The following is a 25,009-nucleotide window of genomic DNA, read 5'->3' as shown; positions in this document are numbered from 1 at the left end:
GGAAGCACCCATTCGCCGGCGGCAAGCCGCCGGCCAGGGGATCAACGCTTGTCCAGGTCCGGCACGTCGCGCGAGGGCGAACCGGTGAACAGCTGGCGGGGGCGACCGATCTTGTAGTCGGGATCGGAGATCATTTCATCCCACTGCGCGATCCAGCCCACGGTGCGGGCCAGCGCGAAGATGGCCGTGAACAGCTGGGTCGGGATGCCGATGGCGCGCTGGACGATACCCGAGTAGAAATCGACGTTCGGGTACAGCTTGCGCTGGACGAAGTAATCGTCTTCCAGGGCGATCTTTTCCAGGGCCATGGCCAGCTTGAACAGCGGATCGTCCTGCAGGCCCAGGGCTTCGAGCACTTCGCGGCAGGTTTCCTGCATCAGCTTGGCGCGCGGATCGTAGTTCTTGTAGACGCGGTGGCCGAAGCCCATCAGGCGCACGCCCGAGTTCTTGTCCTTGACCTTGGCGACGAACTCGCCCAGCTTGTCGACGCCGCCGGCGGCCAGGAGGTCTTCCAGCATCTGCAGCGCCGCTTCGTTGGCGCCGCCGTGGGCCGGACCCCACAGGCAAGCCACGCCCGCCGCGATGGCCGCGAACGGATTGGTGCCCGACGAGCCGCACAGGCGCACGGTCGAGGTCGAGGCGTTCTGCTCGTGGTCGGCGTGCAGGATGAAGATGCGGTCGAGCGCGCGCTCGATGACCGGATTCACCTGGTATTCCTCGCACGGCGTGGCGAACATCATGCGCAGGAAGTTGCCGGTGTAGGACAGGTCGTTCTTCGGATAGACGTAGGGCTGGCCGACCGAGTACTTGTAGGCCATGGCCACCAGCGTAGGCATCTTGGCGATCAGGCGGATGGCCGAGATCTCGCGGTGCTTGGGCTGGGTGATGTCGATCGAGTCGTGGTAGAACGCCGACAGCGCGCCGACCAGGCCGGTCAGCACGGCCATCGGGTGGGCGTCGCGGCGGAATCCGCGCAGGAAGAACTGCAACTGCTCGTTGACCATGGTGTGATGGGTCACCAGATGGTCGAAGTCGGCCTTCTGCTTGGCGTTGGGCAGCTCGCCGTTCAGGATCAGGTAGCTGGTTTCCAGGAAGTCGCACTTGACCGCCAGCTGTTCGATCGGATAGCCGCGGTACAGCAGTTCACCCTTGTCGCCATCGATGTAGGTGATGCTGGACGAGCAAGCCGCCGTCGACATGAAACCAGGGTCGAGAGTGAACATCCCGGTTTGCGCGTACAGCTTGCGGATATCCACGACCGACGGGCCGATCGTGCCTTCATAAACCGGAAACTCGGCACCCTGGCTCCCATCGGAGAAGGTCAGGATCGCTTTCTTGTCGGACAGTTTCATCGGATGTTCCTCTTCCATCAAAATCAGTTCACATGGACTCGGCCGCTCACACCGAGCGCAGCCGCTTCAGCAAGTCCTGCATGGCCGGCGTGGCAAGGTCTCCCTCGGGCTCCTTGCGAGCCAGCAGATAGTCCATCAGCTCGTTGTCGGACAGCTCGAGCAACCGGGTCAACTCCGCCACGTCGGCGTCGGTGAGCCGGGATTCGTACGCGTCCAGGAAACGCGTCAGTATCAGGTCGTTCTCGAGCAGCCCGCGCCGGGCGCGCCAGCGCAGGCGCGTCCGGTCATGCAGGGAAAACTCCGGCACCACGGCGTCAGATCGCCCGCCGGGCCATCATTTCCTTGATCTTGCCTATTGCCCGGGTGGGGTTCAGCCCCTTGGGACAGACGTCGACGCAGTTCATGATGGTGTGGCAACGGAACAAACGGTATGGATCCTCGAGGTTGTCCAAACGTTCCCCGGTCGCCTCGTCGCGGCTGTCCGCGAGGAAGCGGTAGGCCTGCAGCAGTCCGGCCGGCCCCACGAACTTGTCGGGGTTCCACCAGAACGACGGGCACGACGTCGAGCAGCAAGCACACAGAATACACTCATACAGGCCGTCCAGCTCCTCGCGGGCCTCGGGCGACTGCAGGCGCTCCTTCTCGGGCGGCGGCGTGTCGTTGATCAGGAACGGCTTGACCGAGTGGTACTGGTTGAAGAAGTGGGTCATGTCCACGATCAGGTCGCGGATGACCGGCAGACCGGGCAGCGGCTTGAGCACGATGGGCTGCTTCAGGTCGAGCAGGTTGGTCGTGCACGACAGGCCGTTCTTGCCGTTGATGTTCATGGCGTCGGACCCGCACACGCCCTCGCGGCACGAGCGGCGGAAGGACAGGCTGTCGTCGACGTCGTTCTTGATGCGCACCAGCGCGTCAAGCAGCATCTTGTCGTTCGGGCCCAGCTCGACCTCGAGCTTCTGCATGTAGGGACGCTCGTCCTTGTCGGGGTCGTAGCGGTAGATTTCGAACTTCACAACACGTTTAGCACTCATCAGAGCACTCCAAAAAAGTTGGGGTCCTCACCCTGGGCGCCGCGGATCCGGCTTTGCCGGTCCGCCAGCGCCGCCCCCTGGGGGGCGCGCGTCAGCGCGTAGGGGGGGTTAAAAAGTCCTAGCTTTGGGCGGGAAGCTGTCGACGGTCAGCGGCTTCATCGTCACGGGCTTGTAGTCCAGGCGGTTGCCTTCGGAGTACCACAGCGAGTGGCGCAGCCAGTTCTGGTCGTCGCGCTCGGGGAAGTCGCTGTGCGCATGGGCGCCGCGGCTCTCGTTGCGGGCCGCGGCCGACACGATGGTCGCCTTCGCCACTTCGATCAGGTTCTCCAGCTCCAGCGCTTCCACGCGTGCCATGTTGAAGACCTTGGAATGGTCCTGGAAGGCCACGCTCTTGGCACGCTCGGCCAGTTCCAGGATCTGCCCCACGCCCTCGTCCAGCAGCGCCTGGGTGCGGAACACGCCGCAGTGGCGCTGCATGGAGTTGCGGATGTCGTTGGCGACGTCCTGCACGCGCTCGCCCTGCTTGCGGCTTTCCATCGCGTCGACGCGGCCCAGCGTGAAGTCGGCGGCGTCGCCCGGCAGGGCCTTGTGGCTGCGGCGCTTCAGATCGGCGCCGACGATGTGGTTGCCGGCCGCGCGGCCGAACACCACCAGGTCGAGCAGCGAGTTCGTGCCCAGGCGGTTGGCACCGTGCACCGACACGCACGCGCACTCGCCGATGGCGTACAGGCCGTTGACCACGGCATTGGGATTGCCGTCCTTGGGCACGACCACCTGGCCGTGGTAGTTGGTCGGGATGCCGCCCATCTGGTAGTGGATGGTCGGAACGACCGGGATCGGTTCCTTGATGGGATCGACGTTCGCGAACTTGATCGCGATCTCGCGGATCGACGGCAGGCGCTTGTTGATGGTCTCGGCGCCCAGGTGGTCGAGCTTGAGCAGCACGTAGTCGCCGTTGGGGCCGGCACCGCGGCCTTCCTTGATTTCCTGGTCCATCGAGCGCGAGACGAAGTCGCGCGGCGCCAGGTCCTTCAGCGTGGGCGCGTAGCGCTCCATGAAGCGTTCGCCATCCTTGTTCAGCAGGATGCCGCCCTCGCCGCGCACGCCTTCGGTGATCAGCACGCCGGCACCGGCCACGCCGGTGGGATGGAATTGCCAGAACTCCATGTCTTCCAGCGGCAGGCCCGCGCGCGCCGCCATGCCCAGGCCGTCGCCGGTGTTGATGAAGGCGTTGGTCGAGGCGGCCCAGATCCGGCCCGCGCCGCCCGTGGCCAGCACGGTGGTCTTGGCTTCGAAGATGTAGATCTCGCCGGTTTCCATTTCCAGCGCGGTCACGCCCACCACGTCGCCCTCGGCGTCACGGATGAGGTCCAGCGCCATCCATTCGACGAAGAACTGGGTACGGGCGGCGACGTTGCGCTGGTAGAGGGTGTGCAGCAGCGCGTGGCCGGTCCGGTCGGCGGCGGCACAGGCGCGCTGCACCGGCTTTTCGCCGAAGTTGGCGGTATGGCCGCCGAACGGACGCTGGTAGATCGTGCCGTTGGGGTTGCGGTCGAACGGCATGCCGAAGTGCTCGAGCTCGTAGACCGCGTTGGTGGCCTCGCGGCACATGAATTCGATGGCGTCCTGGTCGCCCAGCCAGTCCGACCCCTTGACGGTGTCGTACATGTGCCAGAACCAGTTGTCCTCGCTCATGTTGCCCAGCGAGGCGCCGATGCCGCCCTGCGCCGCGACGGTGTGCGAACGGGTCGGGAACACCTTGGAGAAGACGGCGACGCTCAGGCCGGCCTGGGCCAGCTGCAGCGAGCAACGCATGCCGGATCCACCGGCGCCGACGACCACCACATCGAACTGGCGGCGCGGAAGAGAAGATTTAACGGCGGCCACGACTTAGATTCTCCACAGAATTTGAGCGGCATAGACGACGGAGCCGACCAGCCACAGAACGGTCAGGACTTGCAGCGCCAGGCGGATGCCCGTCGGCTTGACGTAGTCCATCCAGATGTCACGCACGCCGATCCAGGCGTGATAGGCAAGCGACAGGAAGGCCAGCATGGCCAGCAGCTTGCCCAGGGGGAAGCTGAGCACTTCGAAATTGAACAGGCGCACCCAGTTTTCGTAGGTGAATTCCGGAGTGACCAGCGCGCCGATGCCCAGCACCAGCGTGTAGACGACCAGGATGACGGCGGTGATGCGCTGGAGGATCCAGTCCTTCACGCCGTAGTGCGCGCCGACGACCAGGCGCTTGGGACCGATATTTTGCGGGGCCGACATCAGAATACTCCGAACAGTTTCAAACCGAAGACGACGGTCAGCGCCAGGCTGACGACCAGCACGATGCCCGCGGTGCGCTGGGCGGTGTGCTTTTCCAGTCCCTTGTGCAGATCCAGCGCCAGGAACCGGATGCCCGCACAGAAATGATGCAGGTACGCCCAGATCAGGCCCAGCAGGACGATCTTGACCAGGGGATGGGAAACGAAATCGTGGAACTGCGCGAAGCCGATCTCAGAAATCAGGCTGCGCTCGAACAGCGGCAGCAGCACCAGCGGCAGCGCCAGGAACAGCGCGAAGCCGGAAACGCGGTGCAGGATCGACACCTTGCCGGCCAGCGGCAGCCGGTAGCGCGCGATCTGCGTGATATTGATGTTTCTGAACTGTGGGCGGGGTTTTGCGGCAGAGTCGGACATCACGACCTCGGGTAAAGTAAGCGAACCATGAAAAAACCATTGTTGCGAGACTGGGCGTCAGGAGTCGTCTAGGAAAACCGGGCCGGCAGGCCAGGCTCTCGTCGGGGTTCCAGGAGCCGGCGTCGCAAAGCCGCCCGAAAGCCGCCGAGTAAGGCAAACCCTGCTATTTTCGCCCATTCAGCGCCACCGTATCAAATCGTGTCCCAAAACGGCATCAATTGAGGCTGTTCCGGTAGTGGTAGCGCGAAGTCAGATACAGCCCACGGCGCATCTCGACCGGGCGATCGCCGTAGGTGAACGAGATCCGCTCCACCTGCAGCAGAGGCGTTCCCGCCTCGATATCCAACAGCTCGGCCTCCGGCTCTCCGGCCGGGACCGCGCGGATCTTCTCGTCGGCGCGGATCATCCGCACGCCGAACTCGCTTTCGAACAGGCCATACATCGGGCCCTTGTATTCGGCCAGGCGTTCGGCCGTCAGCCCCCTGAACAGGGAACCCGGCAGCCAGATCTCGTCGATGACGGTGGGGACCTCGCCGAATGACAGCACACGGCGTACCAGCACCACGCTGTCGCCCGCGCGCAGCTCGAGCGCCTTGGCCACCTCGGCTGGCGCGCGCAGGCGGCGGCACTCCAGGAAGCGGCTGCGCGAGCGGGCGTGCTGCCCGTCGTCGGGCGCCAGGCGCAGGAAGCGGAACCGGACGCGGTCCTCGTGATGGGTGGCGACGAAGGTGCCCTTGCCCTGCCGGCGCAGCAGGATGTTGTCGGCGGCCAGCTCGTCGATGGCCTTGCGCACCGTGCCCTGGCTGACCTTGAAGCGGGCAGCCAGGTCCAGCTCGCTGGGGATGGCCTCGCCCGGTTTCCATTCGCCGCGATCCAGGCTTTGCAGGATCAGGCCCTTGATTTGCCTGTATAAAGGACTGAATGCCGCGCCCGGGGCACCCGGCTCCGGGGCCATGGCCGGGCCAGCCGTCGCGGGCGCGTCGGTCGAGGCGGACAGGCAGGGCGGATGGGGCTTGAACGGCATGGCCGGGATTGTGTCACAGCGTAACCCGCGATGTCCAACCAAACCCGTAAAAAATCTTATGTCTTATATAAAACATAAGATATGTTTATTGACGCTCAACGGCGATTTTCCTACACTCCCACGATCATGCCGACCCACGCTTGCCGCGCCGCCCGCAGCACCCTGGCGCCCAGCCGCCCTGGCCTGGCCGTGGCCGTCGATCTCCCGTCCCCGGTTCTCCATCGTGTATCGCGCCGTGCCCTTCCCTCGCGGAGTTACACTGCGCGTCGCGTCATTCTCACTCACCCCCATCCTCTTCGGAGACTCATATGACCAAGCCCGCAATGCGCGTCGCCGTCACCGGCGCCGCCGGCCAGATCGGCTACGCCCTGTTGTTCCGCATCGCTTCCGGCGAAATGCTCGGCAAGGACCAGCCGGTCATCCTGCAGCTGCTGGAAATCCCCGATGAAAAGGCGCAGAAAGCGCTCAAGGGCGTCATCATGGAGCTCGAGGACTGCGCCTTCCCGCTGCTGCAGGAAGTCACCGCCCACAGCGACCCCATGACCGCCTTCAAGGACGCCGACGTGGCCCTGCTGGTGGGCGCGCGCCCCCGCGGCCCCGGCATGGAGCGCAAGGACCTGCTGACCGTCAACGCGCAGATCTTCACGGCCCAGGGCAAGGCCCTGAACGCCGTCGCCAGCCGCAACGTCAAGGTGCTGGTCGTGGGCAACCCCGCCAACACCAACGCCTACATCGCGATGAAGTCGGCCCCGGACCTGCCCGCCCGCAACTTCACCGCCATGCTGCGCCTGGACCACAACCGCGCCCTGTCGCAACTGGCCGCCAAGGCCGGCTGCGCCGTCGGCGACATCGAGAAGCTCATCGTCTGGGGCAACCACTCGCCCACGATGTACCCCGACTACCGCTTCGCCACCCTGGCCGGCAAGCCCGCCCTGTCGGTGGTCAATGACGACGAGTGGAACCGCAACGTGTTCATCCCCACCGTCGGCAAGCGCGGCGCCGCCATCATCGACGCCCGCGGCCTGTCCTCCGCCGCCTCCGCCGCCAACGCCGCCATCGACCACGTCCGCGACTGGATCCTGGGCAGCAACGGCAAGTGGGTCACGATGGGCGTTCCCTCGGACGGCTCGTACGGCATCCCCGAAGGCATCATCTACGGCGTGCCGGTCATCACGAAGAACGGCGAGTACGCGGTCGTCAAGGACCTCGAGATCGACGCCTTCTCGCGCGAGCGCATGGACCTGACGCTGAAGGAACTGACCGAAGAGCGCGACGGCGTCAAGCATCTGCTGTAAGGGAAGCCCACCCCCTACGCCCTTCGGGCGCCTCCTCAAGGGGGCGATGCGGGTGGACCGGCAAAGCCGGATCCACCGCATCCTGGGGTAACACCGGGCTGGCGTAGAACGGCGTTCTTTTGGCCCGGCAAGGAAGCACGCGAGTACGATATCGTCTCGCGTGTTTTTTTTCGCCCCTCTACCCCCTGCGGCGCGACAATATTCGCTGCCGCAGGCCGTGTCCGGGGCGATGGGCTGGCGGGGCGCATTCGGCGCCGCCGGTTTTGTCAGGCTTGGCGGGGAAGCAAGGGCGCAGCTGTCTGAGCGCGGCAGTAGGGACAGTCCGGGGGACTGTCCCCGCGCGAGTTCTGCGCCCGCCCCGCCAAGCCTGACAAAACCGGGAAGTCCCGCGCAGCGGGACCGGCGTCGCTGCGCCCCGCCAGCCCATCGCCCCGGACACGGCCGTCTCAAGAACCCGGACCAGACCCCATGAAACACCCCTCCGAAGTCCTCCACCAGTCAGCCAAGCCCCCCGCAGTCCTCCCCGTCTGCGACCACTACGCCGGCTCCGAAAAGCTGATGCAGAAAAGCCTGGAACGCCAGGCCCAGGCCGGCCCCGTGTTCGACGTCACCCTGGACTGCGAGGACGGCGCCGCCGTCGGCCGCGAGGCCGAGCACGCCGAAATGGCCGCCCGCCTGGCCGCCAGCGATGCCAACCGCCACGGGCGCGTCGGCGTGCGCGTGCACGACGTCAACCACCCCTCCTTCATCAGCGACCTCGACATCCTCATCGGCATCGCCGGCCCCCGGCTCGCCTACATCACCGTCCCCAAGGTCAACTCCGCCAACGACGCCCTCAACGCCGCCGAATCCATCGAACGCATAGGCATGGAAATGGGACTGGACCGCAAGATCCCCGTCCACGTGCTGATCGAGACCCACGGCGCACTGCGCGAAGTCTTCCGCATCGCCGCCCATCCCGCCATCGAATGCCTGTCCTTCGGGCTGATGGACTTCGTATCCTCGCACCACGGCGCCATTCCCGCGCACGCGCTGACCGCCGAAGGCCAGTTCGACCATCCGCTGATCGCGCGCGCCAAGCTCGAGATCTCGGCCGCCTGCCACGCCTACGGCAAGGTGCCCTCGCACAACGTCGTCACCGAACTGAACGCACCCGACGTGATCTCGCGCGCCGCCCGGCGCGCCGGACAGGAATTCGGCTATACGCGCATGTGGAGCATCCACCCCTCGCAGATCGACCCCATCGTCGAAGCCCTGTCGCCCACCGCGGCCGACGTCGCGGACGCCGAGCGCATCCTGCTGGCCGCCGCCCGCGCCGACTGGGGCCCCATCCGCGACGGGGATCCGCAAGCCGGCCGGCTGCACGACCGCGCCAGCTACCGCTACTACTGGGACGTGCTGCGGCGTGCCCATGCCGCCGGCGTGGACGTGTCGGCCGAGGCACGGCGCCAGTTCTTCTCCTGAACCGGGCCGCCGGCGTCAGTTGCCGCCGGCCTCCAGGAAGCGGGCGAGCAGCCCCAGGAAACGGTCGACGACCTCTTCGCGGTTGCCGTCCGAGGTCCCGGCCATGTGGGGCGTCACGAGGAAATCCTCGCAATCCCACAGGGGATGGTCCGGCGGCAGCGGCTCGGTATCGAAGACGTCCAGGTGGGCGTGGCGCACCAGGCCGCGCGCATGGGCAGCCAGCAGCGCCTGCGTGTCGATCAGGGGGCCGCGCGCCACGTTGACCACGCCCAGCGGCCGCTCGGCCCGCAGCGCCTCCAGCGTGCCCATGTTGAACAACCCCCGCGTGGCCGGCGACAGCGGGCAGGCGAAGAACACCCAGTCCACCTGCCCCACCCATTCGTGGAAGCGCTCGTAGCCGCCGGTGGCGACCACGCCGGCCACGGGTTCCGCGCTCTGGCGCAGCACCCGCAGCGGCATGCCGAGGGTGGACAGGTATTGCCCGATGCGGCTGCCGATCTCGCCCCACCCCACCACCATGGCCTCGGTGCTGCGCAACGCGCGCACCTCGTCGTGCGCCATCGGCTGCCAGCGCTTCTCCAGTTGCTGGCGGCGCGCCGCGTGCAGCCGGCGGGCGAAATACAGGAACCCTGCCAGCGCCGTCTGCGCCACCGCGCCGGCGTTGGCGCCGGCGGAGTTGGTGACCTGCACGCCGCGCGCGCGCAGGTCGTGGTAGATGCGCCGGTCGGCGCCCGAGGCATAGGTGTGGACCCAGCGCAGCCTGGGGGCGGCAAGCATCGCGTCGTAGAACGCCGCGGTGGCCGGCGCCAGCCAGTCGTCGGTGGACGGCCAGACGATGTCGCGCGTCAGGAAGACCACGTCGGCCTGGTCGGCCTGCCCGATGCCGACCAGGTCGACCCGGCCGGGCCAGCGTGCCAGGAGGCCGGCGTCGGCCAGTTCCCGCGCGCCGCGTTCCGAACAAAGAATATTCATTGCCTTATTTCTTCTGCAGCGACATCAGGAACTGCCGCCGGTCGGCGACTTCGCCGGCGACGAAGCGCTGCAGGTCCGGTTGCGACAGGGGCATGCTGTCCTGCATGTTCTCGCGCATGAACGTCTTCCACGAGGGCCGCTTCTCGACATCCTCCATGCCCCGCACCAGCCGCGCCGTGACCGCGGGCGGCGTACCCTTGATCACCATCACGCCGCGCCACAGCGTTTCCACCACATCGTACCCCTGCTCGCGAAAGGTCGGCACGTCGGGAAAGAACTCGTTGCGCGACTCGCTGCTGATGCCCAGCAGGCGCACGTCGCCGCTGCGGATCTGGGCCATGGCCGTGCTGGGCGTGATCACCGCGGCATGCAGGTGTCCGCCCATCAGCGCCAGCAGCGCCTGGTTGCCGCCCTGGTAGGGAATCCAGGTGGACTTGAAGCCGGCCTTCTGCTCCAGGCGGTACAGCACGTATTGGTGGAATCCGGCGGTGGCGTAGCCGCCGATATTGACCTTGTCGGGCTGGCGCTTCAGTGCCTCGACCAGGTCCTTCAGGCTGTGGTACGGGCTGTCCTTGCGCACCGCCACGCTGGACGGCTCGGTCTGCAAGGCGCGCAGGAAAATGAAATCGGACGGCTGGAAACGGCTGTCCTTCTCGGCCATCAGGAACGACGTGGACCCGGTGGCCGACACGACCGTGTAACCGTCGGCCGGCGCGTTCAAGGCCATGTTCATGCCCACCGCCCCCGTGCCGCCGGGGCGGTTCTCCACCACCACCGTCTGCCCGAGCACGTCGCCCAGTTCCTTGCCCAGCGCGCGCATCATCGTGTCGAGCGGCGAGCCGGCTGCGGAGGTCGTGATGAAGTGCAGCGGGCGCTCGGGCCATTCCGCCGCCCGTGCCGGCGACGCCGCCAGCATCATCCCCGTCAGGGCGCAGGCGCCCCACCAACGGACCGGAAAATTCATGATCGTCTCCTTGCTTGTCGTTGTCGTGGAACGCGCGGTCAGAACGTGGCTTGCAGATCGTCCTCGCTGTGCCGCAGGCTGCGCGTCGGATACGGACGCGAGGGCATGGACCGCAGCGCCGCCTCGTCGATGTCCAGCCCCAGTCCGGGCAGCTCGGGCACCCGGATGTGGCCGTCCACCGGCACGAGCGCCTGGCGCGAGATGCGCTGCGAGAACTCCTCGAAAGGAACGAAGTACTCGGTGATCGTGAAGTTGGGCATGCAGGCCGCCGCGTGCACCGTGGCCGACAGCGACAGCAGCGTCGAGTTGTAGTTGTGCGGGGACACCGCGATCATCTCGGTCTCGGCCTGCGCGGCGATGAACAGCAGTTCCAGGATGCCGCCGCAGTTGGACACGTCCGGGTTGATGATGTCGGCGGCCCGGCTGCGGAACACGCTGCGGAAATCCGCGCGGCCATACAGCGCCTCGCCCGTCACCACCGGGATGGTCGTGGCCTGGCGCACTTCCTGGATCGCCTCCATGTTCTCCTTCTGGCACGGCTCTTCTATCCAGTACGGATTCAGCGGTTCCAGTTGTCGCGCCAGCTCGATGGCATGCACCGGCGCCAGCCGGCGGTGCAGGTCGAGCAGCAGCTCGACGCCCGGGCCGACCGCGTCCCGCACGGCGCGCACCACCGCGACGGCGTGCAGTATGTGCTCGCGCGGAATATAGGTACGCCAGGGCCGCGGCAGCGGGTCGAACTTCAGCGCGTCGAAGCCGGCGGCCACCACCTGCTCGGCCGCGCGGGCATAGTCATCGGGCGTCTTGAGCTTGTACCCCCACCCGTTCGCGTAGACGCGCACGCGCTCGCGGCACCGTCCGCCCAGCAGCCGGTGCACGGGCTGCCCGAGCAGCTTGCCCACGGCGTCCCACATCGCCATCTCGATGCCCGACAGCGCGCTCCAGAACTCCAGGGAAGAGCGGCGCTGGGCATAGTCGTCGAACGCCACCTGGCAGAAATACCGGATGTTGAAGACGTCGCGCCCCACCAGGTAGCGCAGCAGTTCGCGCGCCTGCGCCGCCACGGCCTCGTCGCGGTCGTACTGGCTGTAGCTTTCGCCCCAGCCGACGGTACCGTCCTCGAGCTCGAGCCGGATGAAGATAAGGTTCTTGCGCCAGCCGGGATGAACGGTCAGGCACTCGGCGTTTCGCACTTTCACGACTTGCCCCTTGCATGGGTTGGAATGCCGCCAGCGTACGCAAGCCCAGGTTATTTGAAAATGATATGGATATGAGATATATCGATATCAGATTCGCATCCCCCTTATCCCCCCATCATGAGCAAATCCCTGGAACTTCGCCACCTGCGCGCCGTGCTGGCCACCGCCGAGACCGGATCGCTGCACCAGGCGGCCATCGCCCTGGAAACCTCCCAGCCCGCCCTGTCGCGGCTGCTGCGCGAGGCCGAGGAACGCATGGGCGTGCGGCTGTTCGAGCGCTCGGCCCAGGGCAGCCGAGCCACGGCGGCGGGCGCCCTGGCCGAGCAGGTGGCGCGCCGCGTCGCCGCCGACGTGCGGCGCCTGCAGGACATGGCGCGGGACGGCCGCTGGCACCTGCGCGTGGGGTGCATTCCCCGCGCGCTGGACCTGGTCGTGCCCGGCCTGCTGCATCGCCCCGCCGGCGCGCTGGCCGACGAGGTCGAGATCGACCTGCGGGAAGACGACAGCCTGACCCTGCTCGCGGCCCTGGCACGGGGGGAACTGGACCTGGCGATCCTCTCGCTGTTCGGGGAAATGCCGCCTAACCTGCTCTCGCGCCAGCTCTACCTGGACCGCAACGTGTTCGTGTGCGGCGTACCCGGCCCGGACATGTCCGACGGACCGCTGACACCCGGGACCCTGGCGCGGCATCCGTTCGCCGCGCCGGCGCCGGAGACCCCCTCGCGGCTGGAGTTCGACCGCTATTGGCAGCACCACGGCGTGCCGCCCCCCGCCTGCCGGGTGGCGGCGCGGACCTACGACGCCATCGCCAGCGTGCTGCCGGGCACGCCCATGCTGGCCGTCATGCCGCGGCAGGTCGCGCGGCGCCATGCCGGTAACGGCAGCCTCAGGATATTGAAGGTCGCGCACGCCCTGCCCGAGCGCCCCATCCACGTGGTCTGGCCCAGGCAGGCGCTGCAACCGGTCACGGACCAGCTCATCGCCCTGATCCGGCCGGCGCGGCCACGGCGCGGACGGCCGTGACCGGAGCCGGGACTACTGGTCGTTCAAGCTGGCCTTGGCGGCTTCCTCGGGGGTCAGCCCGTCGTAGAACTGGTCGGTGAACCACTCGGCTTCCTGCTCGATGTAGTCCTGGGCCTCTTCGCGGCTCGCGCCCGCGGCCACCAGGAAGCCCTCCACTTCGGTGCACCACTGGATCAGGGCTTGCAGGTCGGGATCGTTGTCTTTGTCGGTAGCCATAGGCCGGTTCCATCGAAAATCACGCCACATGGCATTCCGGCAAGAATAGCGCAAGTCCCCATCGCGGTCTTGTTCTAGGGTTTCCCCTCCTGACACCCGCCGCCAGCCTCCGTATAGTTATGAAAAATATCTATTATGTTTCATAACTATCTCATGAACATCGACGACCTCATCGCCATCGACATCCATGTCCACGCCGAAGTGTCCTGCCGCTGCGCGCCCGATGCCTTCGGCAAGGAATTCGACGAGGCCGCCGAGAAATACTTCAAGTTCACGCACCGGCCCACCATACCCGAGACCATCGCGCGCTATCGCGAAAAACGCATCGGCCTGGTCATGTTCACCGTCGATGCCGAAGCCAACCTGGGCCGGCGGCGCATCCCCAATGAAGAAATCGCGGAAGCGGCGCTCGAAAACAGCGACATGATGCTGGCCTTCGCCAGCATCGATCCGCACAAGGGCAAGATGGGCGTGCGCGAGGCACGCCGGCTGATCCAGGACTACAAGGTCGCGGGCTTCAAGTTCCACCCCACCGTCCAGGGCTTCTACCCGAACGACGAACTGGCCTACCCCCTGTACGAAGTCATCGCCGAGGCCGGCCTGCCCGCCATCTTCCACAGCGGGCATTCGGGCATAGGCACCGGCATGCCGGGCGGCGGCGGGCTCAGGCTGAAGTACTCCAACCCCATCCACCTGGACGACGTGGCGGCGGATTTCCCCGACATGAAGATCATCATCGCCCATCCTTCATGGCCCTGGCAGGACGAGGCGCTGTCGGTCTGCCTGCACAAGCCCAATGTCTACATCGACCTGTCGGGCTGGTCGCCCAAGTACTTCCCCAAGGAACTGGTGCACTACGCCAACACCCAGCTCAAGCACAAGATGCTGTTCGGCTCGGACTTCCCGCTGATCACGCCCGAACGCTGGATGCAGGATTTCGAGACCGCGGGCTTTCGCCCCGAGGTCCATCCGCTCATCCTGAAGGACAACGCGGCCAAGTTGCTGGGTTTCGCCTGATGGCGCAGGAGCCCCTGGACCAGACCTTCCTGCTCGGCCTAGTGGGCCACAGCGCACGGCTGGCCTCGTCCGGCATCCGCCCCCTGTTTGCCCAGCGCATGGCGGACCACGACCTGCGGCAGGCGGAGTTCGCCGTGCTGTCGCTGCTGGACGCCAATCCAGGCATCAGCCAGAAGCGCCTGGCCGACGCCATTAATGTCTCGCCGCCCAACATGGCGGCCGTGCTGGCGCGGCTGCTCGAACGCGGCCTGGTCCGCCGCGAGCGCCAGCCCTCGGACCAGCGCATGCAGATCCTGCTGCTGACGCCGGCCGGCACCCGCCTCTACCGCAAGGCCGCCGCGACCGCGCTGGACCTGGACCAGGAGGCCACGGCCATGCTGACGCCCGCCGAGCGCCGGGAACTGTTGCGGCTATTGAAGAAAGTGAACGAAGCGCAGGGCGCGCTTCAAGGCCAGGGAACCTGATAGTTCAGGATGGCCGACACCGAGCGGCGGCCGCCGGCGGTGCACGAATCGGTGTAGCAGTACGACGCGTAGCTGGTATCGAACATGTTGTTCGCGCTGGCGCGCAGCTTCAGGCCCTTCAGGTCCGGGCTCAGGTGGGCAAAGTCGTAGTTGATGCCCGCATCCACCAGGGTATAGGCCACGGCCAGGCCCGGCTGGGCCACGTTGCTGTAGACCGCGCCCGCGCGCCCCACCCTGCCGTCCAGGCTCAGGCCGGCGAAACTGCCGCGCGTGACGGCGTATCTGGCCCCCACGGAAACACGCTGCTCGGACACGTCCGCATAGCGATTGCCGAGCATGGCCGCGTAGGCGTCCTCGCTCGCGCCGATCACGGTCGAGCTGGTGACCGCGTAGGTGGCCACGAGGTTCAGGCCCTGCAGCGGCTGCATCCGGCTCTCGACCGTGGCGCCGCGTATGCGCAGTTCGGCCCAGGCGCTGCACCCTGCCACGGCGCAGCCTTCCTGCGCCTCGGAGGTCTGGGCATTGTTCTGGATCTGGTTGAACGCCGTGATGGTCATCAACTGCCCGAGCGCCGGCGGCTGGTAGCGCACGCCGGTCTCGTACTGCTGGCTGGTGGCGGACGCGGCGGTGCCGGCCTGGGGCGCGTAGCTTTGCGAATAGTTCACGTACGGCGCCAGGCCGATGTCGAACTGGTAGCGCAGCCCCAGCCGGCCGCTGTAGACGTCGTCCTCGCGCAGGCCGGTGCCGTCGTTCCCGGCGGCGTTCAGGTCGATGGTGCGGTGGGTATTCTGGTCGCGCCGCCCGACCATGGACAGGACCCACCGCCGGTACTGCACCTGGTCCTGCACGAAGAATCCCAGCTTGCTTTCTTCCGCGAACGAGCGCGCGGCAATGCGCGGCTGGCCGATGGCCGTGCCGTAGGCCGCATCGAAGATGTCCAGCGACGGCGACGGCGCGATCCGGCTTTCGTAGATGTCGCGCGACTTGACGTAATCGAAGCCGAACTTGAACGTGTGCTGGAATCCCAGCGTCGTGAACCGGGCCTGCGCCTGCGAGCCGACGTTGAAGGTGCCCAGCCCCGGCCCCAGCGCATCCTGCGGCGCCGGCGATCCGTTGATCCAATCCACGGCGGGCTGGTTATCGGGCCGGCCATAGCGGACGTTCTGCTTGACCACCCAGGTGTCGTCCAGCTTCTGCTCGAACTCGTAGCTGGACTGCTTCCGGTTCGCCTGGTCGTAGGCCTGGGTACCGGTACGGGTGTCCACCGACATGTCCGCCCCGGGGTTCCAGGCCGGCGCGGTCGGTACCCTGACCGTGCCCTCGTCCGTCACGGCATAGACGATGGGCACCGGCGTATAGGGCAGCTCGGGCTCGGGCGCGGCCGGCTCCGGCGGCACGGCCGGACCCGCGGGCACCATCGAGGCCGCGGCGGGTTCTTGCAGGGAAACCGCGGGCGCGCACGCGCCCAGCGCCAGCAGCGCCGCCGTCGACGCCAGGATGGGCACGGCCCGCGTCAGGAAATGCAGAAACGTCACTCGCATGCTCGTCCGTATCGCCGTGGCCCGGACTCGGCCGGCTCTCGCGGCGCACGCCGGCACCGCCGGCCCTAGGCCTCGGCTATCCACGCCATCTGTATGGCTTCGAGGATTTTCTCTCCGGAACGTTTCGGATCGTCATCGAAGCCAGGAAGTTCCAGCACCCAGTTGTGCAAGTCGGTGAAACGCACCTGCTCCGGGTCCACGTCGGGATGGGCGTCGGCCAGCGCCGCGGCGATTTCGTAGATGTCCGTCCACTTCATCGGGGTTCTCCTGGCCTTGCGCCGGCATCCGTCAATGATTTTCGGCGGCGTGGTTGATGGTGTACTTGGGAATCTCGATCGTCAGGTCGGCATCCTCGATCACGGCCTGGCAGGACAGGCGCGAGGTGGAAGTCAGGCCCCAGGCCTTGTCCAGCAGATCTTCCTCGTTGTCCGTGGCGGATTCGAGCGAGGAAAAACCCTCGCGCACGATCACGTGGCAGGTGGTGCAGGCGCACGACAGTTCGCAGGCGTGCTCGATCTCGATGTGATGGTCGAGCAGCACGCGGCAGATGGATGTGCCCGAGGGCGCGTCCTCGATGACCGCGCCTTCCGGGCAGAGTTCGGCGTGCGGAAGCACGGTGAGTTTGGGCATGATGGCAACCTGATAATGATGCGAACGGAAGCGCCGGGCGCTTCCTTACACGATTTCGTCCACGCGGCGCCCCGACAGCGCGCGGCGTATGCTGCGGTCCATCCGGCGGGCGGCGAAGTCCTCGGTGGCCTGCGCCAGCGCCTCGACCTGGGCCCGTACCGTCTCGCTGTCGTCGCTGGCCGCGGCGCTGGCGGTGCGCGCCAGCTGGGCCCGGATCGCGGCCTGTTCATCCGGATCCAGCAGATCGGCGTCGGCCTGCAGCGCCGCCTCGACCGACTCGACCAGGCGCCGGGCCTCGACCTGCTGCTCGCGCAGCGCGCGCAGCTTCATGTCCACGTCGGCGCTGTTCATGCCGTCCGCCAGCATGGCCGCCACTTCGTCATCCGACAGCCCGTACGAGGGCTTGACCGAGATCGAGGCTTCCACGCCCGAGCTCTGCTCGCGCGCCGTCACGCTCAGCAGCCCGTCGGCGTCGACCTGGAAGGTCACGCGGATGCGGGCGGCGCCGGCCACCATGGGAGGAATGCCCCGCAGCTCGAAACGGGCGAGCGAGCGGCAATCGGACACCAGCTCGCGTTCGCCCTGGACCACGTGGATGGCCATGGCCGTCTGGCCGTCCTTGAATGTCGTGAAGTCCTGGGCGCGCGCCACCGGGATCGTGCTGTTGCGCGCGATCACGCGCTCGACCAGCCCGCCCATGGTTTCCAGGCCCAGCGACAGCGGGATCACGTCCAGCAGCAGCCACTCGTCGTCGGCCGTGCGGTTGCCCGCCAGCAGATTGGCCTGCATGGCGGCGCCCAGCGCCACGACCTGGTCCGGATCGAGATTGATCAGCGGGTCGGTGCCGAACAGATCGGCCACCATGCGGCGCACGATGGGCATGCGGGTCGCGCCGCCCACCATGACCACGCCCTTGACCTCGTCAGCGGCCAGGCCGGCGTCGCGCAGCGCCCGCCTGGCGCTCGACAGCGTGCGGGCCACCAGCGGACGCGCCAGGATCTCGAAATGCTCGCGCGTCAACGCCAGCGCCAGCGTACGGCCGCCCGACAGCGTGGCGGCCAGTTCGGCCTGCTCCGCGTCGGTCAGCGCCTCGCGCGCCTGGCGCGCCGCGACCAGCAAGGCGCGCTGGTCTTCCGGCCCCAGCCCGGACAGCTTGCGGTCGTTCACGGCCCACGCCACGATGGCGGCGTCGAAATCGTCGCCGCCCAGCGCCGTGTCGCCGCCCGTGGCGATGACTTCGAACACGCCCTTGGACAGGCGCAGGATGGAGATGTCGAACGTGCCGCCGCCCAGGTCGTAGACCGCGTAGATGCCTTCGGCCGCGTTGTCCAGGCCGTAGGCGATCGCCGCCGCCGTCGGTTCGTTCAGCAGCCGCAGCACGTTCAATCCGGCCAGCCGGGCGGCGTCCTTGGTCGCCTGCCGCTGGGCGTCGTCGAAATACGCGGGCACGGTGATCACCGCGCCCACGAGATCGTCGCCCAGGGCATCCTCGGCCTGCTGACGCAGCTTGGCCAGGATCTGCGCCGACACCTCGACCGGACTCTTGTCGCCCTGCACGGTACGGATGCGCACCATGCCGGGGGCATCGACGAACTCGTACGGCACGTGCAGCCGCTGGGCGTCCGCCAGCCCGCGCCCCATGAAGCGCTTGACCGACACCAGCGTATTGTGGGGATCCTGCGCCTGGGCCGCCAGCGCCTTGCGCCCGATCTGGACGTCGCCGCCCGGCAGGTAGCGCACCGCCGAGGGCAGCAGCGCATGGCCCTCTTCATCGCGCAGGACCTCGGCGGCGCCGCTGCGTACCGACGCCACCAGCGAGTTGGTCGTGCCCAGATCGATGCCCACCGCCAGACGGCGCTGGTGGGGGGCGTCGGACATGCCGGGTTCGGCTATCTGCAAAAGCGCCATGCGTTCCTGTTGTTCTCAGTCTTGTTCCGCCAGAGCATCGACGGCGAGGTCGATCTCTTCGGAGAATTTTTCAATGAACATCCACTCCCGCACGCGGGCGGCGGCAGTGGCATAGTCATGCTGTTCGTCCAGCAGCCGGCCAACCTCGGCCGTCATGCGCTTGCGCGCGGCGGCCAGCTCTCCCGCCAGGGCTTCCAGCGCGGCCGGGTCGCGGGCCGACCGGGCCTCGTCCAGCGCCTCCCGCCACTCCATCTGCTGCATCAGGAAGGCCGGGGTCATGGCCGTGTTGGTCTCGACCTGCAGGTCGACGCCCGCGCGCTCGCACAGGTAGCGCGCCCGGGACAAGGGCGCGCGCAGCACCCGATAGGCCTCGTTCGCGCGCGAGGCCCACTGCATGGCCACGCGCCGCTCCTGGGCCGAGCCGGCCGCGTGCCGGTCCGGGTGGACCCGCGCCTGGACCTCGCGCCAGGCCCGGTCCAGCGCATCGCGGTCGATGGCGAAACCGGGCGCGAGGCCCAACAGCTCGAAGTGATCGGGATCGTGTTGCATCAGACGGTGAAAGACTCACCGCAGCCGCAGGATGCCTTTTCGTTCGGGTTGTTGAACTTGAAGCCCTCGTTGAGCCCCTCGCGCGCATAGTCGAGTTCGGTGCCGGCCAGGTACGGCAGGCTCTTGGGATCGACGTACACCTTCACGCCCTGGCTCTCGAACACCTGGTCGTCGGCCTGGGCCTCGTCCACGTATTCGAGCTTGTACGCCAGGCCCGAGCATCCGGTGGTGCGCACGCCCAGCCTCAGCCCTATGCCCTTCCCCCGTTTCTGGAGGTAGCGGCTGACGTGGCGCGCGGCGCGTTCGGTCAACGTTACCGACATGGCTTCCTCTTAGCTGTTTCCGTGCTTGGCACGATAGTCGTTCACGGCCGCCTTGATGGCGTCCTCGGCCAGGATCGAGCAGTGGATCTTGACCGGGGGCAGCGCCAGTTCCTGGGCGATCTGCGTGTTGCGGATATCGAGCGCCTGGTCCAGCGTCTTGCCCTTGACCCATTCGGTCACCAGGGAGCTGGAGGCGATGGCCGAACCGCAGCCATAGGTCTTGAAGCGCGCGTCCTCGATGACGCCCTGCTCGTTGACCTTGATCTGCAGCTTCATCACGTCGCCACAGGCCGGCGCGCCCACCATGCCCGTTCCCACGGAGTCGTCGCCCTTCTCGAAGGAGCCGACGTTGCGGGGGTTCTCGTAGTGATCGATGACTTTTTCGCTATAGGCCATGTTTTTTCTCCTGGTTCAGTGTGCAGCCCACTGCACCGTGTTGATGTCGATGCCGTCCTTGACCATTTCCCACAGCGGGGACATTTCGCGCAGCTTGTCGACCTTGCCGCGGATCAGCTGGACGGTGAAGTCGATTTCCTCTTCCGTCGTGAAGCGGCCGAGGGTGAAGCGGATGGAACTGTGCGCCAGCTCGTCGCTGCGGCCCAGGGCGCGCAGCACGTACGAGGGTTCCAGGCTGGCCGAGGTGCAGGCCGAGCCGCTCGAGACCGCCAGTTCCTTCACCGCCATGATCAGGGACTCGCCCTCGACGTAGTTGAAGCTGACGTTCAGGTTGTGCGGGATGCGCTGCTCCATGTCGCCATTGAGGTAGACCTCTTCGATGGTCGAGAGGCCTGCCCACAGCCGGTCGCGCAGCATGCGCACGCGCTCGTTTTCCGTGGCCATCTCTTCCTTGGCGATGCGGAAGGCCTCGCCCATGCCGACGATCTGGTGCGTGGCCAGCGTGCCCGAGCGCATGCCGCGCTCGTGGCCGCCGCCGTGCATCTGCGCCTCGATGCGCACGCGCGGCTTGCGCCGCACGTACAGCGCGCCTATGCCCTTGGGCCCGCACATCTTGTGCGCGCAGAAGGACATCAGGTCGACTTTCAGCGTGGCCAGGTCGATGACGACCTTGCCGGTGGCCTGGGCGGCGTCGACGTGGAAGATCACGCCCTTCTCGCGGCAGATCTCGCCCAGCTTCTCGATGTCCTGGATGACGCCGATCTCGTTGTTGACGTACATGACCGAGGCCAGGATCGTGTCCGGGCGGATCGCCGCCTTGAAGGCCTCCAGGTCGAGCAGGCCGTTTTCCTGCACGTCCAGGTAGGTGACCTCGAAGCCTTCCCGCTCCAGTTCGCGGCAGGTGTCCAGCACCGCCTTGTGCTCGGTCTTCACCGTGATGATGTGCTTGCCGCGCTCGGCGTAGAAATGCGCCGCGCCCTTGATCGCCAGGTTGTCGGACTCCGTGGCGCCCGAGGTCCACACGATTTCGCGCGGATCGGCGTTCACCAGGGCGGCAACCTGCTCGCGGGCGATTTCGACGGCCCGTTCGGCATCCCAGCCGTAGGCATGACTGCGCGAGGCCGGGTTGCCGAATTTTTCGTACAACCACGGGACCATGGCGTCGACCACCCGCGGATCCACCGGCGTGGTCGCCGAATAATCGAGATAAACCGGCGTTTTGATCATGACATCCAACCCTTGTGTTGCTGCGACGGCCCTCAGGCCGTCGCGGTGGATTCGGGAGCGCCCGAGCGGCGATCCATCAGCACCGACTTGGCGGCGTTGGCTTCCTGCAACTCGCGCATGCGCTGCTGGTCGACCAGGTCCTGCAGGGACACCGAGTCCAGGTACTCGACCATCTTGCGGTTGAGCGTGGACCACAGTTCATGCGTCATGCACTTGCCGGCCTTGCCGTCGTTGCCGCGGGAACAATCCTGCTTGCCGCCGCAGTCGGTGGCGTCCAGCGGTTCGTCGACGGCGAAGATGATGTCGGCCACGGTAACGTGGCGGGCCAGCTTGGCCAGCGAATAGCCACCGCCCGGACCGCGCATGCTGTCGACCAGTTCATGCCGGCGCAGCTTGCCGAACAACTGCTCCAGATAGGACAGCGAAATGTTCTGGCGCTGGCTGATGGCGGACAGGGTGACCGGGCCGCTGTGCTGGCGCAGCGCCAGATCGATCATGGCAGTGACGGCGAAGCGTCCTTTGGTGGTGAGTCGCATTCGAAACCCCTGAGGTGAACCGGCGGGAGCAAATCCTTAACGATTTGCTCAAGTATAGCCAATTCCCGAATGTTTTTCTAGGGATTAATTCGGGAAATTACCAGGGGGTGATGCTGCGGCGCAAAAATTCGGTCGGGGGGCCAGCCGCGGCGCCTGGCGACGGGGCCGTCGCCGGCAAAACAAGGCCCGGACGCGATCCGGGCCTGCAATGAGGGACAGAACGAAACGGCGATCGGGATTCAGGCCGCCTGGTACTGGGTGGCGCGCTTGCGCACGACTTCCAGCAACCCCTGGCAGGCGTCCTCGATATAGTCGAGCACCTTGGCGAAGCCTTCCGGCCCGCCGTAGTACGGATCCGGGACGGTGGCTTCCTCGTATTCGTTGGCGAAGCGCATCAGCAGCATCAGCTTGTGCTGATATTGCTTGGGCGCCTGCTGTTGCAGCAAGGACAGGTTGTCCCAGTCCATTGCCAGGATCATGTCGAATTCGCGGAAATCGTCCACACGGATCTGGCGCGCGCGGATTTCGCTGATGTCATAGCCACGCTTGCGGGCGGCAGCCTGCATACGGGCATCGGGCGGCTCGCCAATATGGAAGGCGTGCGTCCCGGCCGATTCTATACGGACAACGTCGGAAAGACCGGCGTCCTTCACCAAGCGGCGAAACACGCCCTCTGCGCTCGGCGAGCGACAGATGTTGCCCATGCACACAAACAGTACCTTGGTCATCATGTCCAGAAGTGTGCGGGAAAACCCCGGATAGTTCAAGCTTTTTTTATAAGCACATGAAAATGTGGTGCTTTAAAAACCTCTTTAGAATCAGGGCGTTACCTTTCACGCATTAGCGATTGGGCACCATGGGCAAACACCGCGCACAATAGCGGTTCCACGGACGAATCCTTGTCTCGCCCCGTTCGAGCACCAAAACGGTGCACAACTATCTCGCGATGCACAAGTCCGCCGCACCCGCCAACGGGTGCTTCACGCGCGCGCCGGCCCGGCGGCGTTCAGGGCGTCCTCGTCGGCCTGCTGCCCGCCCGCGCCGAATACCTTCTGCTTGAGCGCCAGCAACTGGTCGCGGGCCTGCGCGGCTTTCTCGAACTCCAGGTTGCGCGCGTACTCGAGCATCGCCTTCTCCAGCTTCTTGATCTCCTTGGCGATCTGCTTCTCGCCCATGGCCTCGAAGCGGGCCGCCTCGAGCGACTCGCCGCCGTCCATGCCATCCAACGGCGCATAGACGCCGTCGATCAGGTCCCGCACTTCCTTCTTGACCCCTTGCGGGACGATGCCGCGTTCCTCGTTGAAGCGCAACTGTTTCTCGCGGCGGCGGGTGGTCTCGTCCAGCGCCCGCCGCATCGAGTCGGTCATGTGGTCGGCATACAGGATGGCCTTGCCGTTCAGGTTGCGCGCCGCCCGCCCTATGGTCTGGATCAGGCTGCGCTCGGACCGCAGGAAGCCTTCCTTGTCGGCGTCCAGGATGGCCACCAGCGACACCTCGGGGATGTCCAGCCCTTCGCGCAGCAGGTTGATGCCGACCAGCACGTCGAAGGTGCCCAGGCGCAGGTCGCGCAGGATTTCCACGCGCTCGACCGTATCGATGTCCGAGTGCAGGTAGCGCACCTTCACGCCGTGGTCGGTCAGGAAGTCCGTCAGGTCCTCGGCCATGCGCTTGGTCAGCGTGGTGATCAGCACCCGGTCGTTGCGGGCCACCCGCTCGTTGATCTCGCCCAGCACGTCGTCCACCTGGTTCAGCGCGGGCCGGATCTCGACCACGGGATCGACCAGGCCGGTCGGCCGCACCACCTGCTCGACCACGGCGTCGGCATGCTTCTTTTCGTAGTCCGCCGGAGTGGCCGAGACGAAGATGGTCTGGCGCATCTTGGACTCGAATTCCTCGAACTTCAGCGGCCGGTTGTCCATCGCGGACGGCAGGCGAAAGCCGTAGTTCACCAGGGTTTCCTTGCGCGAGCGGTCGCCCTTGTACATGGCGCCGACCTGCCCCACCGTGACGTGGCTCTCGTCGATGATCATCAGGGCGTCGTGCGGCAGGTAGTCCACCAGCGTCGGCGGCGGATCGCCCGGCTTGGCGCCCGACAGGTGGCGCGAGTAGTTCTCGATGCCCTTGCAGAATCCCAGCTCCTGCAGCATCTCGAGGTCGAAACGGGTGCGCTGTTCCAGGCGCTGGGCCTCGACCAGCTGGCCGTTGTCGACGAAGTAGCGGGTACGCTCGCGCAGCTCTTCCTTGATGGTCTCGATCGCGCGCAGCACGGTGGCGCGGGGCGTCACGTAATGCGAGCCCGGGTAGACCGCGAAGCGCAGGATCTTCTGCCTCACCTTGCCGGTCAGCGGATCGAACAGCTCCAGCGTCTCGACCTCGTCGTCGAACAGCGTGATGCGCAGGGCCAGCTCGGCGTGTTCGGCCGGGAAGACGTCGATCAGCTCGCCCCGGACCCGGAACGTGCCGCGCATGAACTCCGTATCGTTGCGCGTGTACTGCATGGCCACCAGCCGCGCGATGATGTCGCGCTGCCCCATGCGGTCGCCGGTGCGCAGCAGCATCACCATGTCGTGATAGTCGTCGGGATTGCCGATACCGTAGATGCACGAAACGCTGGCCACGATGATGGTATCGCGGCGCTCGAGCAGGCTCTTGGTGGCCGACAGGCGCATCTGCTCGATGTGCTCGTTGATGGACGAATCCTTCTCGATGAAGAGATCGCGGGTCGGCACGTAGGCTTCGGGCTGGTAGTAGTCGTAGTACGAGACGAAATACTCGACCGCGTTGCGCGGGAAGAATTCCCGCATCTCGGCGTAGAGCTGGGCGGCCAGCGTCTTGTTAGGCGCCAGCACGATGGCCGGACGCCCCATGCGGGCGATCACGTTGGCCATGGTGTAGGTCTTGCCCGAGCCGGTCACGCCCAGCAGGGTCTGGTACATCAGGCCGTCCTCGATGCCTTCGCACAGTTGCGCGATGGCCGTCGGCTGGTCCCCGGCCGGCGGATAGGGCTGGTAGAGCTGGAAAGGGCTGCCGTCGTAGGTAACGAAACGGGGCTCGAAGCCTTGCTCGCCGGCGGCTGCCGCCACCACCGCGGCGGCGTCGTTCAACCCATCGGAAGGCGTAGTCTGCATGCTAGACTCTTGTTTCATCAGGAAAACTTCGGCAGCGAAAGGGTCCCAGAGTTCCGGACCCCG

The 25,009-nt window shown here is 66.5% G+C and carries 27 protein-coding genes; 5 read left to right on the top strand and 22 right to left on the bottom strand.

Features of this window, described 5'->3' with window-relative positions:
- Positions 1–41 precede the first annotated feature (41 nt).
- From gltA to R4823_RS12360, 7 genes are all read right to left on the bottom strand, one after another.
- Positions 42–1,352, bottom strand: a complete 1,311-nt coding sequence (gltA, locus tag R4823_RS12390; protein WP_338618812.1) for a citrate synthase — start codon at positions 1,350–1,352, stop codon at positions 42–44.
- A 46-nt stretch (positions 1,353–1,398) separates the two neighbouring features.
- Positions 1,399–1,659 carry a succinate dehydrogenase assembly factor 2 gene (locus tag R4823_RS12385; RefSeq protein WP_087841148.1) on the bottom strand — a complete coding sequence of 87 codons (261 nt, stop codon included), beginning with the start codon at positions 1,657–1,659 and terminating at the stop codon, positions 1,399–1,401.
- A gap of 7 nt (positions 1,660–1,666) precedes the next feature.
- Positions 1,667–2,383: a succinate dehydrogenase iron-sulfur subunit gene (locus tag R4823_RS12380; protein WP_087841095.1), complete on the bottom strand. Its 717-nt coding sequence runs from the start codon at positions 2,381–2,383 to the stop codon at positions 1,667–1,669.
- 108 nt (positions 2,384–2,491) lie between these two features.
- Positions 2,492–4,270, bottom strand: a complete 1,779-nt coding sequence (gene sdhA, locus R4823_RS12375; RefSeq protein WP_087841094.1) for a succinate dehydrogenase flavoprotein subunit — start codon at positions 4,268–4,270, stop codon at positions 2,492–2,494.
- Positions 4,271–4,273: 3 nt separating this feature from the next.
- Positions 4,274–4,657 (bottom strand): succinate dehydrogenase, hydrophobic membrane anchor protein, encoded by a 384-nt coding sequence (gene sdhD, locus R4823_RS12370; protein WP_087841093.1) that lies wholly within the window; start codon positions 4,655–4,657, stop codon positions 4,274–4,276.
- Entirely contained in the window at positions 4,657–5,070 is a 414-nt protein-coding gene (sdhC, locus tag R4823_RS12365; protein WP_087841092.1) for a succinate dehydrogenase, cytochrome b556 subunit, read from the bottom strand. Before sdhC ends, sdhD begins: the two co-directional genes overlap by 1 nt.
- A 214-nt stretch (positions 5,071–5,284) precedes the next feature.
- Positions 5,285–6,025, bottom strand: a complete 741-nt coding sequence (locus R4823_RS12360; protein WP_207958678.1) for a GntR family transcriptional regulator — start codon at positions 6,023–6,025, stop codon at positions 5,285–5,287.
- A 377-nt stretch (positions 6,026–6,402) separates the two neighbouring features.
- On the opposite strand from R4823_RS12360, the gene R4823_RS12355 reads away from it, so the two are divergent.
- Both R4823_RS12355 and R4823_RS12350 read left to right on the top strand, forming a co-directional pair.
- Positions 6,403–7,389, top strand: a complete 987-nt coding sequence (locus tag R4823_RS12355) for a malate dehydrogenase (protein WP_087841090.1) — start codon at positions 6,403–6,405, stop codon at positions 7,387–7,389.
- 468 nt (positions 7,390–7,857) lie between these two features.
- Positions 7,858–8,853 (top strand): aldolase/citrate lyase family protein, encoded by a 996-nt coding sequence (locus R4823_RS12350; protein ID WP_279820004.1) that lies wholly within the window; start codon positions 7,858–7,860, stop codon positions 8,851–8,853.
- Between the two features lie 15 nt (positions 8,854–8,868).
- On the opposite strand, the gene R4823_RS12345 is transcribed toward R4823_RS12350, so the two are convergent.
- From R4823_RS12345 to R4823_RS12335, 3 genes are read right to left on the bottom strand one after another with little or no spacing between them, the layout of a single operon-like run.
- Positions 8,869–9,825 (bottom strand): NAD(P)-dependent oxidoreductase, encoded by a 957-nt coding sequence (locus R4823_RS12345; RefSeq protein WP_338618806.1) that lies wholly within the window; start codon positions 9,823–9,825, stop codon positions 8,869–8,871.
- 4 nt (positions 9,826–9,829) lie between these two features.
- Complete coding sequence (locus tag R4823_RS12340) at positions 9,830–10,789, bottom strand: tripartite tricarboxylate transporter substrate binding protein (protein ID WP_338618804.1); 960 nt, start codon at positions 10,787–10,789, stop codon at positions 9,830–9,832.
- A gap of 38 nt (positions 10,790–10,827) precedes the next feature.
- Positions 10,828–11,988 carry a mandelate racemase/muconate lactonizing enzyme family protein gene (locus tag R4823_RS12335; RefSeq protein WP_132980288.1) on the bottom strand — a complete coding sequence of 387 codons (1,161 nt, stop codon included), beginning with the start codon at positions 11,986–11,988 and terminating at the stop codon, positions 10,828–10,830.
- Between the two features lie 117 nt (positions 11,989–12,105).
- On the opposite strand from R4823_RS12335, the gene R4823_RS12330 reads away from it, so the two are divergent.
- Positions 12,106–13,011, top strand: a complete 906-nt coding sequence (locus R4823_RS12330) for a LysR family transcriptional regulator (protein WP_338618801.1) — start codon at positions 12,106–12,108, stop codon at positions 13,009–13,011.
- Positions 13,012–13,023: 12 nt separating this feature from the next.
- On the opposite strand, the gene R4823_RS12325 is transcribed toward R4823_RS12330, so the two are convergent.
- Positions 13,024–13,227: a hypothetical protein gene (locus R4823_RS12325; protein WP_087841084.1), complete on the bottom strand. Its 204-nt coding sequence runs from the start codon at positions 13,225–13,227 to the stop codon at positions 13,024–13,026.
- Between the two features lie 153 nt (positions 13,228–13,380).
- Here R4823_RS12325 and R4823_RS12320 point away from each other — a divergent pair, with 153 nt between their 5' ends.
- Positions 13,381–14,244, top strand: a complete 864-nt coding sequence (locus R4823_RS12320) for an amidohydrolase family protein (protein ID WP_087841083.1) — start codon at positions 13,381–13,383, stop codon at positions 14,242–14,244.
- The gene (locus R4823_RS12315; protein WP_087841082.1) at positions 14,244–14,708 is read left to right on the top strand and encodes a MarR family transcriptional regulator; all 465 of its coding nucleotides are present in this window, start codon (positions 14,244–14,246) and stop codon (positions 14,706–14,708) included. The genes R4823_RS12320 and R4823_RS12315 overlap by 1 nt, the downstream gene beginning before the upstream one ends.
- Here R4823_RS12315 and R4823_RS12310 read toward each other — a convergent pair.
- The 11 genes from R4823_RS12310 to uvrB all read right to left on the bottom strand — a co-directional run bounded on the left by R4823_RS12310 (position 14,690) and on the right by uvrB (position 24,946).
- On the bottom strand, positions 14,690–16,243 hold the full coding sequence (locus tag R4823_RS12310) for a TonB-dependent receptor (RefSeq protein ID WP_087841081.1): 1,554 nt from the start codon (positions 16,241–16,243) through the stop codon (positions 14,690–14,692). The two genes, R4823_RS12315 and R4823_RS12310, sit on opposite strands and share 19 nt — an antisense overlap.
- A 71-nt stretch (positions 16,244–16,314) precedes the next feature.
- Positions 16,315–16,506: a Fe-S cluster assembly protein IscX gene (iscX, locus tag R4823_RS12305; protein WP_087841080.1), complete on the bottom strand. Its 192-nt coding sequence runs from the start codon at positions 16,504–16,506 to the stop codon at positions 16,315–16,317.
- 31 nt (positions 16,507–16,537) lie between these two features.
- Positions 16,538–16,879: an ISC system 2Fe-2S type ferredoxin gene (gene fdx, locus R4823_RS12300; protein WP_087841079.1), complete on the bottom strand. Its 342-nt coding sequence runs from the start codon at positions 16,877–16,879 to the stop codon at positions 16,538–16,540.
- Positions 16,880–16,924: 45 nt separating this feature from the next.
- Positions 16,925–18,787 (bottom strand): Fe-S protein assembly chaperone HscA, encoded by a 1,863-nt coding sequence (hscA, locus tag R4823_RS12295; protein ID WP_087841078.1) that lies wholly within the window; start codon positions 18,785–18,787, stop codon positions 16,925–16,927.
- A 15-nt stretch (positions 18,788–18,802) separates the two neighbouring features.
- On the bottom strand, positions 18,803–19,336 hold the full coding sequence (hscB, locus tag R4823_RS12290) for a Fe-S protein assembly co-chaperone HscB (protein WP_087841077.1): 534 nt from the start codon (positions 19,334–19,336) through the stop codon (positions 18,803–18,805).
- Positions 19,336–19,659 carry an iron-sulfur cluster assembly protein IscA gene (gene iscA / locus R4823_RS12285; protein WP_087841076.1) on the bottom strand — a complete coding sequence of 108 codons (324 nt, stop codon included), beginning with the start codon at positions 19,657–19,659 and terminating at the stop codon, positions 19,336–19,338. Before iscA ends, hscB begins: the two co-directional genes overlap by 1 nt.
- A gap of 9 nt (positions 19,660–19,668) precedes the next feature.
- Complete coding sequence (iscU, locus tag R4823_RS12280; protein ID WP_087841075.1) at positions 19,669–20,055, bottom strand: Fe-S cluster assembly scaffold IscU; 387 nt, start codon at positions 20,053–20,055, stop codon at positions 19,669–19,671.
- A 15-nt stretch (positions 20,056–20,070) separates the two neighbouring features.
- Positions 20,071–21,282 (bottom strand): IscS subfamily cysteine desulfurase, encoded by a 1,212-nt coding sequence (locus R4823_RS12275; RefSeq protein WP_087841074.1) that lies wholly within the window; start codon positions 21,280–21,282, stop codon positions 20,071–20,073.
- Between the two features lie 32 nt (positions 21,283–21,314).
- Complete coding sequence (locus R4823_RS12270) at positions 21,315–21,818, bottom strand: Rrf2 family transcriptional regulator (RefSeq protein ID WP_087841073.1); 504 nt, start codon at positions 21,816–21,818, stop codon at positions 21,315–21,317.
- A gap of 239 nt (positions 21,819–22,057) precedes the next feature.
- Positions 22,058–22,549 carry a low molecular weight protein-tyrosine-phosphatase gene (locus R4823_RS12265; protein WP_087779776.1) on the bottom strand — a complete coding sequence of 164 codons (492 nt, stop codon included), beginning with the start codon at positions 22,547–22,549 and terminating at the stop codon, positions 22,058–22,060.
- Positions 22,550–22,798: 249 nt separating this feature from the next.
- Positions 22,799–24,946, bottom strand: coding sequence for an excinuclease ABC subunit UvrB (uvrB, locus tag R4823_RS12260; protein ID WP_132980291.1), 2,148 nt, complete (start codon positions 24,944–24,946; stop codon positions 22,799–22,801).
- Positions 24,947–25,009 lie beyond the last annotated feature (63 nt).

Source organism: Pigmentiphaga sp. CHJ604, from assembly GCF_036972535.1.
Classification (GTDB): domain Bacteria; phylum Pseudomonadota; class Gammaproteobacteria; order Burkholderiales; family Burkholderiaceae_B; genus Pigmentiphaga; species Pigmentiphaga daeguensis.
Note: the sequence above shows the minus strand (reverse complement) of the source record. Positions and strands in the feature narration are given on the sequence as shown.

Excerpts from the sequence above, each read along its gene's own strand:
- R4823_RS12270 (WP_087841073.1), bottom strand. The coding sequence starts at position 21,818 with ATGCGACTCACCACCAAAGGACGCTTCGCCGTCACTGCCATGATCGAT.
- R4823_RS12380 (WP_087841095.1), bottom strand. The coding sequence starts at position 2,383 with ATGAGTGCTAAACGTGTTGTGAAGTTCGAAATCTACCGCTACGACCCC.
- iscA (WP_087841076.1), bottom strand. The coding sequence starts at position 19,659 with ATGTCGGTAACGTTGACCGAACGCGCCGCGCGCCACGTCAGCCGCTAC.
- sdhC (WP_087841092.1), bottom strand. The coding sequence starts at position 5,070 with ATGTCCGACTCTGCCGCAAAACCCCGCCCACAGTTCAGAAACATCAAT.
- R4823_RS12340 (WP_338618804.1), bottom strand. The coding sequence starts at position 10,789 with ATGAATTTTCCGGTCCGTTGGTGGGGCGCCTGCGCCCTGACGGGGATG.
- uvrB (WP_132980291.1), bottom strand. The coding sequence starts at position 24,946 with ATGCAGACTACGCCTTCCGATGGGTTGAACGACGCCGCCGCGGTGGTG.
- hscB (WP_087841077.1), bottom strand. The coding sequence starts at position 19,336 with ATGCAACACGATCCCGATCACTTCGAGCTGTTGGGCCTCGCGCCCGGT.
- R4823_RS12350 (WP_279820004.1), top strand. The coding sequence starts at position 7,858 with ATGAAACACCCCTCCGAAGTCCTCCACCAGTCAGCCAAGCCCCCCGCA.
- fdx (WP_087841079.1), bottom strand. The coding sequence starts at position 16,879 with ATGCCCAAACTCACCGTGCTTCCGCACGCCGAACTCTGCCCGGAAGGC.
- sdhD (WP_087841093.1), bottom strand. The coding sequence starts at position 4,657 with ATGTCGGCCCCGCAAAATATCGGTCCCAAGCGCCTGGTCGTCGGCGCG.
- hscA (WP_087841078.1), bottom strand. The coding sequence starts at position 18,787 with ATGGCGCTTTTGCAGATAGCCGAACCCGGCATGTCCGACGCCCCCCAC.
- R4823_RS12320 (WP_087841083.1), top strand. The coding sequence starts at position 13,381 with ATGAACATCGACGACCTCATCGCCATCGACATCCATGTCCACGCCGAA.
- iscU (WP_087841075.1), bottom strand. The coding sequence starts at position 20,055 with ATGGCCTATAGCGAAAAAGTCATCGATCACTACGAGAACCCCCGCAAC.
- R4823_RS12355 (WP_087841090.1), top strand. The coding sequence starts at position 6,403 with ATGACCAAGCCCGCAATGCGCGTCGCCGTCACCGGCGCCGCCGGCCAG.
- R4823_RS12330 (WP_338618801.1), top strand. The coding sequence starts at position 12,106 with ATGAGCAAATCCCTGGAACTTCGCCACCTGCGCGCCGTGCTGGCCACC.
- gltA (WP_338618812.1), bottom strand. The coding sequence starts at position 1,352 with ATGAAACTGTCCGACAAGAAAGCGATCCTGACCTTCTCCGATGGGAGC.
- R4823_RS12345 (WP_338618806.1), bottom strand. The coding sequence starts at position 9,825 with ATGAATATTCTTTGTTCGGAACGCGGCGCGCGGGAACTGGCCGACGCC.
- R4823_RS12315 (WP_087841082.1), top strand. The coding sequence starts at position 14,244 with ATGGCGCAGGAGCCCCTGGACCAGACCTTCCTGCTCGGCCTAGTGGGC.
- R4823_RS12325 (WP_087841084.1), bottom strand. The coding sequence starts at position 13,227 with ATGGCTACCGACAAAGACAACGATCCCGACCTGCAAGCCCTGATCCAG.
- R4823_RS12275 (WP_087841074.1), bottom strand. The coding sequence starts at position 21,282 with ATGATCAAAACGCCGGTTTATCTCGATTATTCGGCGACCACGCCGGTG.
- R4823_RS12265 (WP_087779776.1), bottom strand. The coding sequence starts at position 22,549 with ATGATGACCAAGGTACTGTTTGTGTGCATGGGCAACATCTGTCGCTCG.
- R4823_RS12360 (WP_207958678.1), bottom strand. The coding sequence starts at position 6,025 with ATGGCCCCGGAGCCGGGTGCCCCGGGCGCGGCATTCAGTCCTTTATAC.
- iscX (WP_087841080.1), bottom strand. The coding sequence starts at position 16,506 with ATGAAGTGGACGGACATCTACGAAATCGCCGCGGCGCTGGCCGACGCC.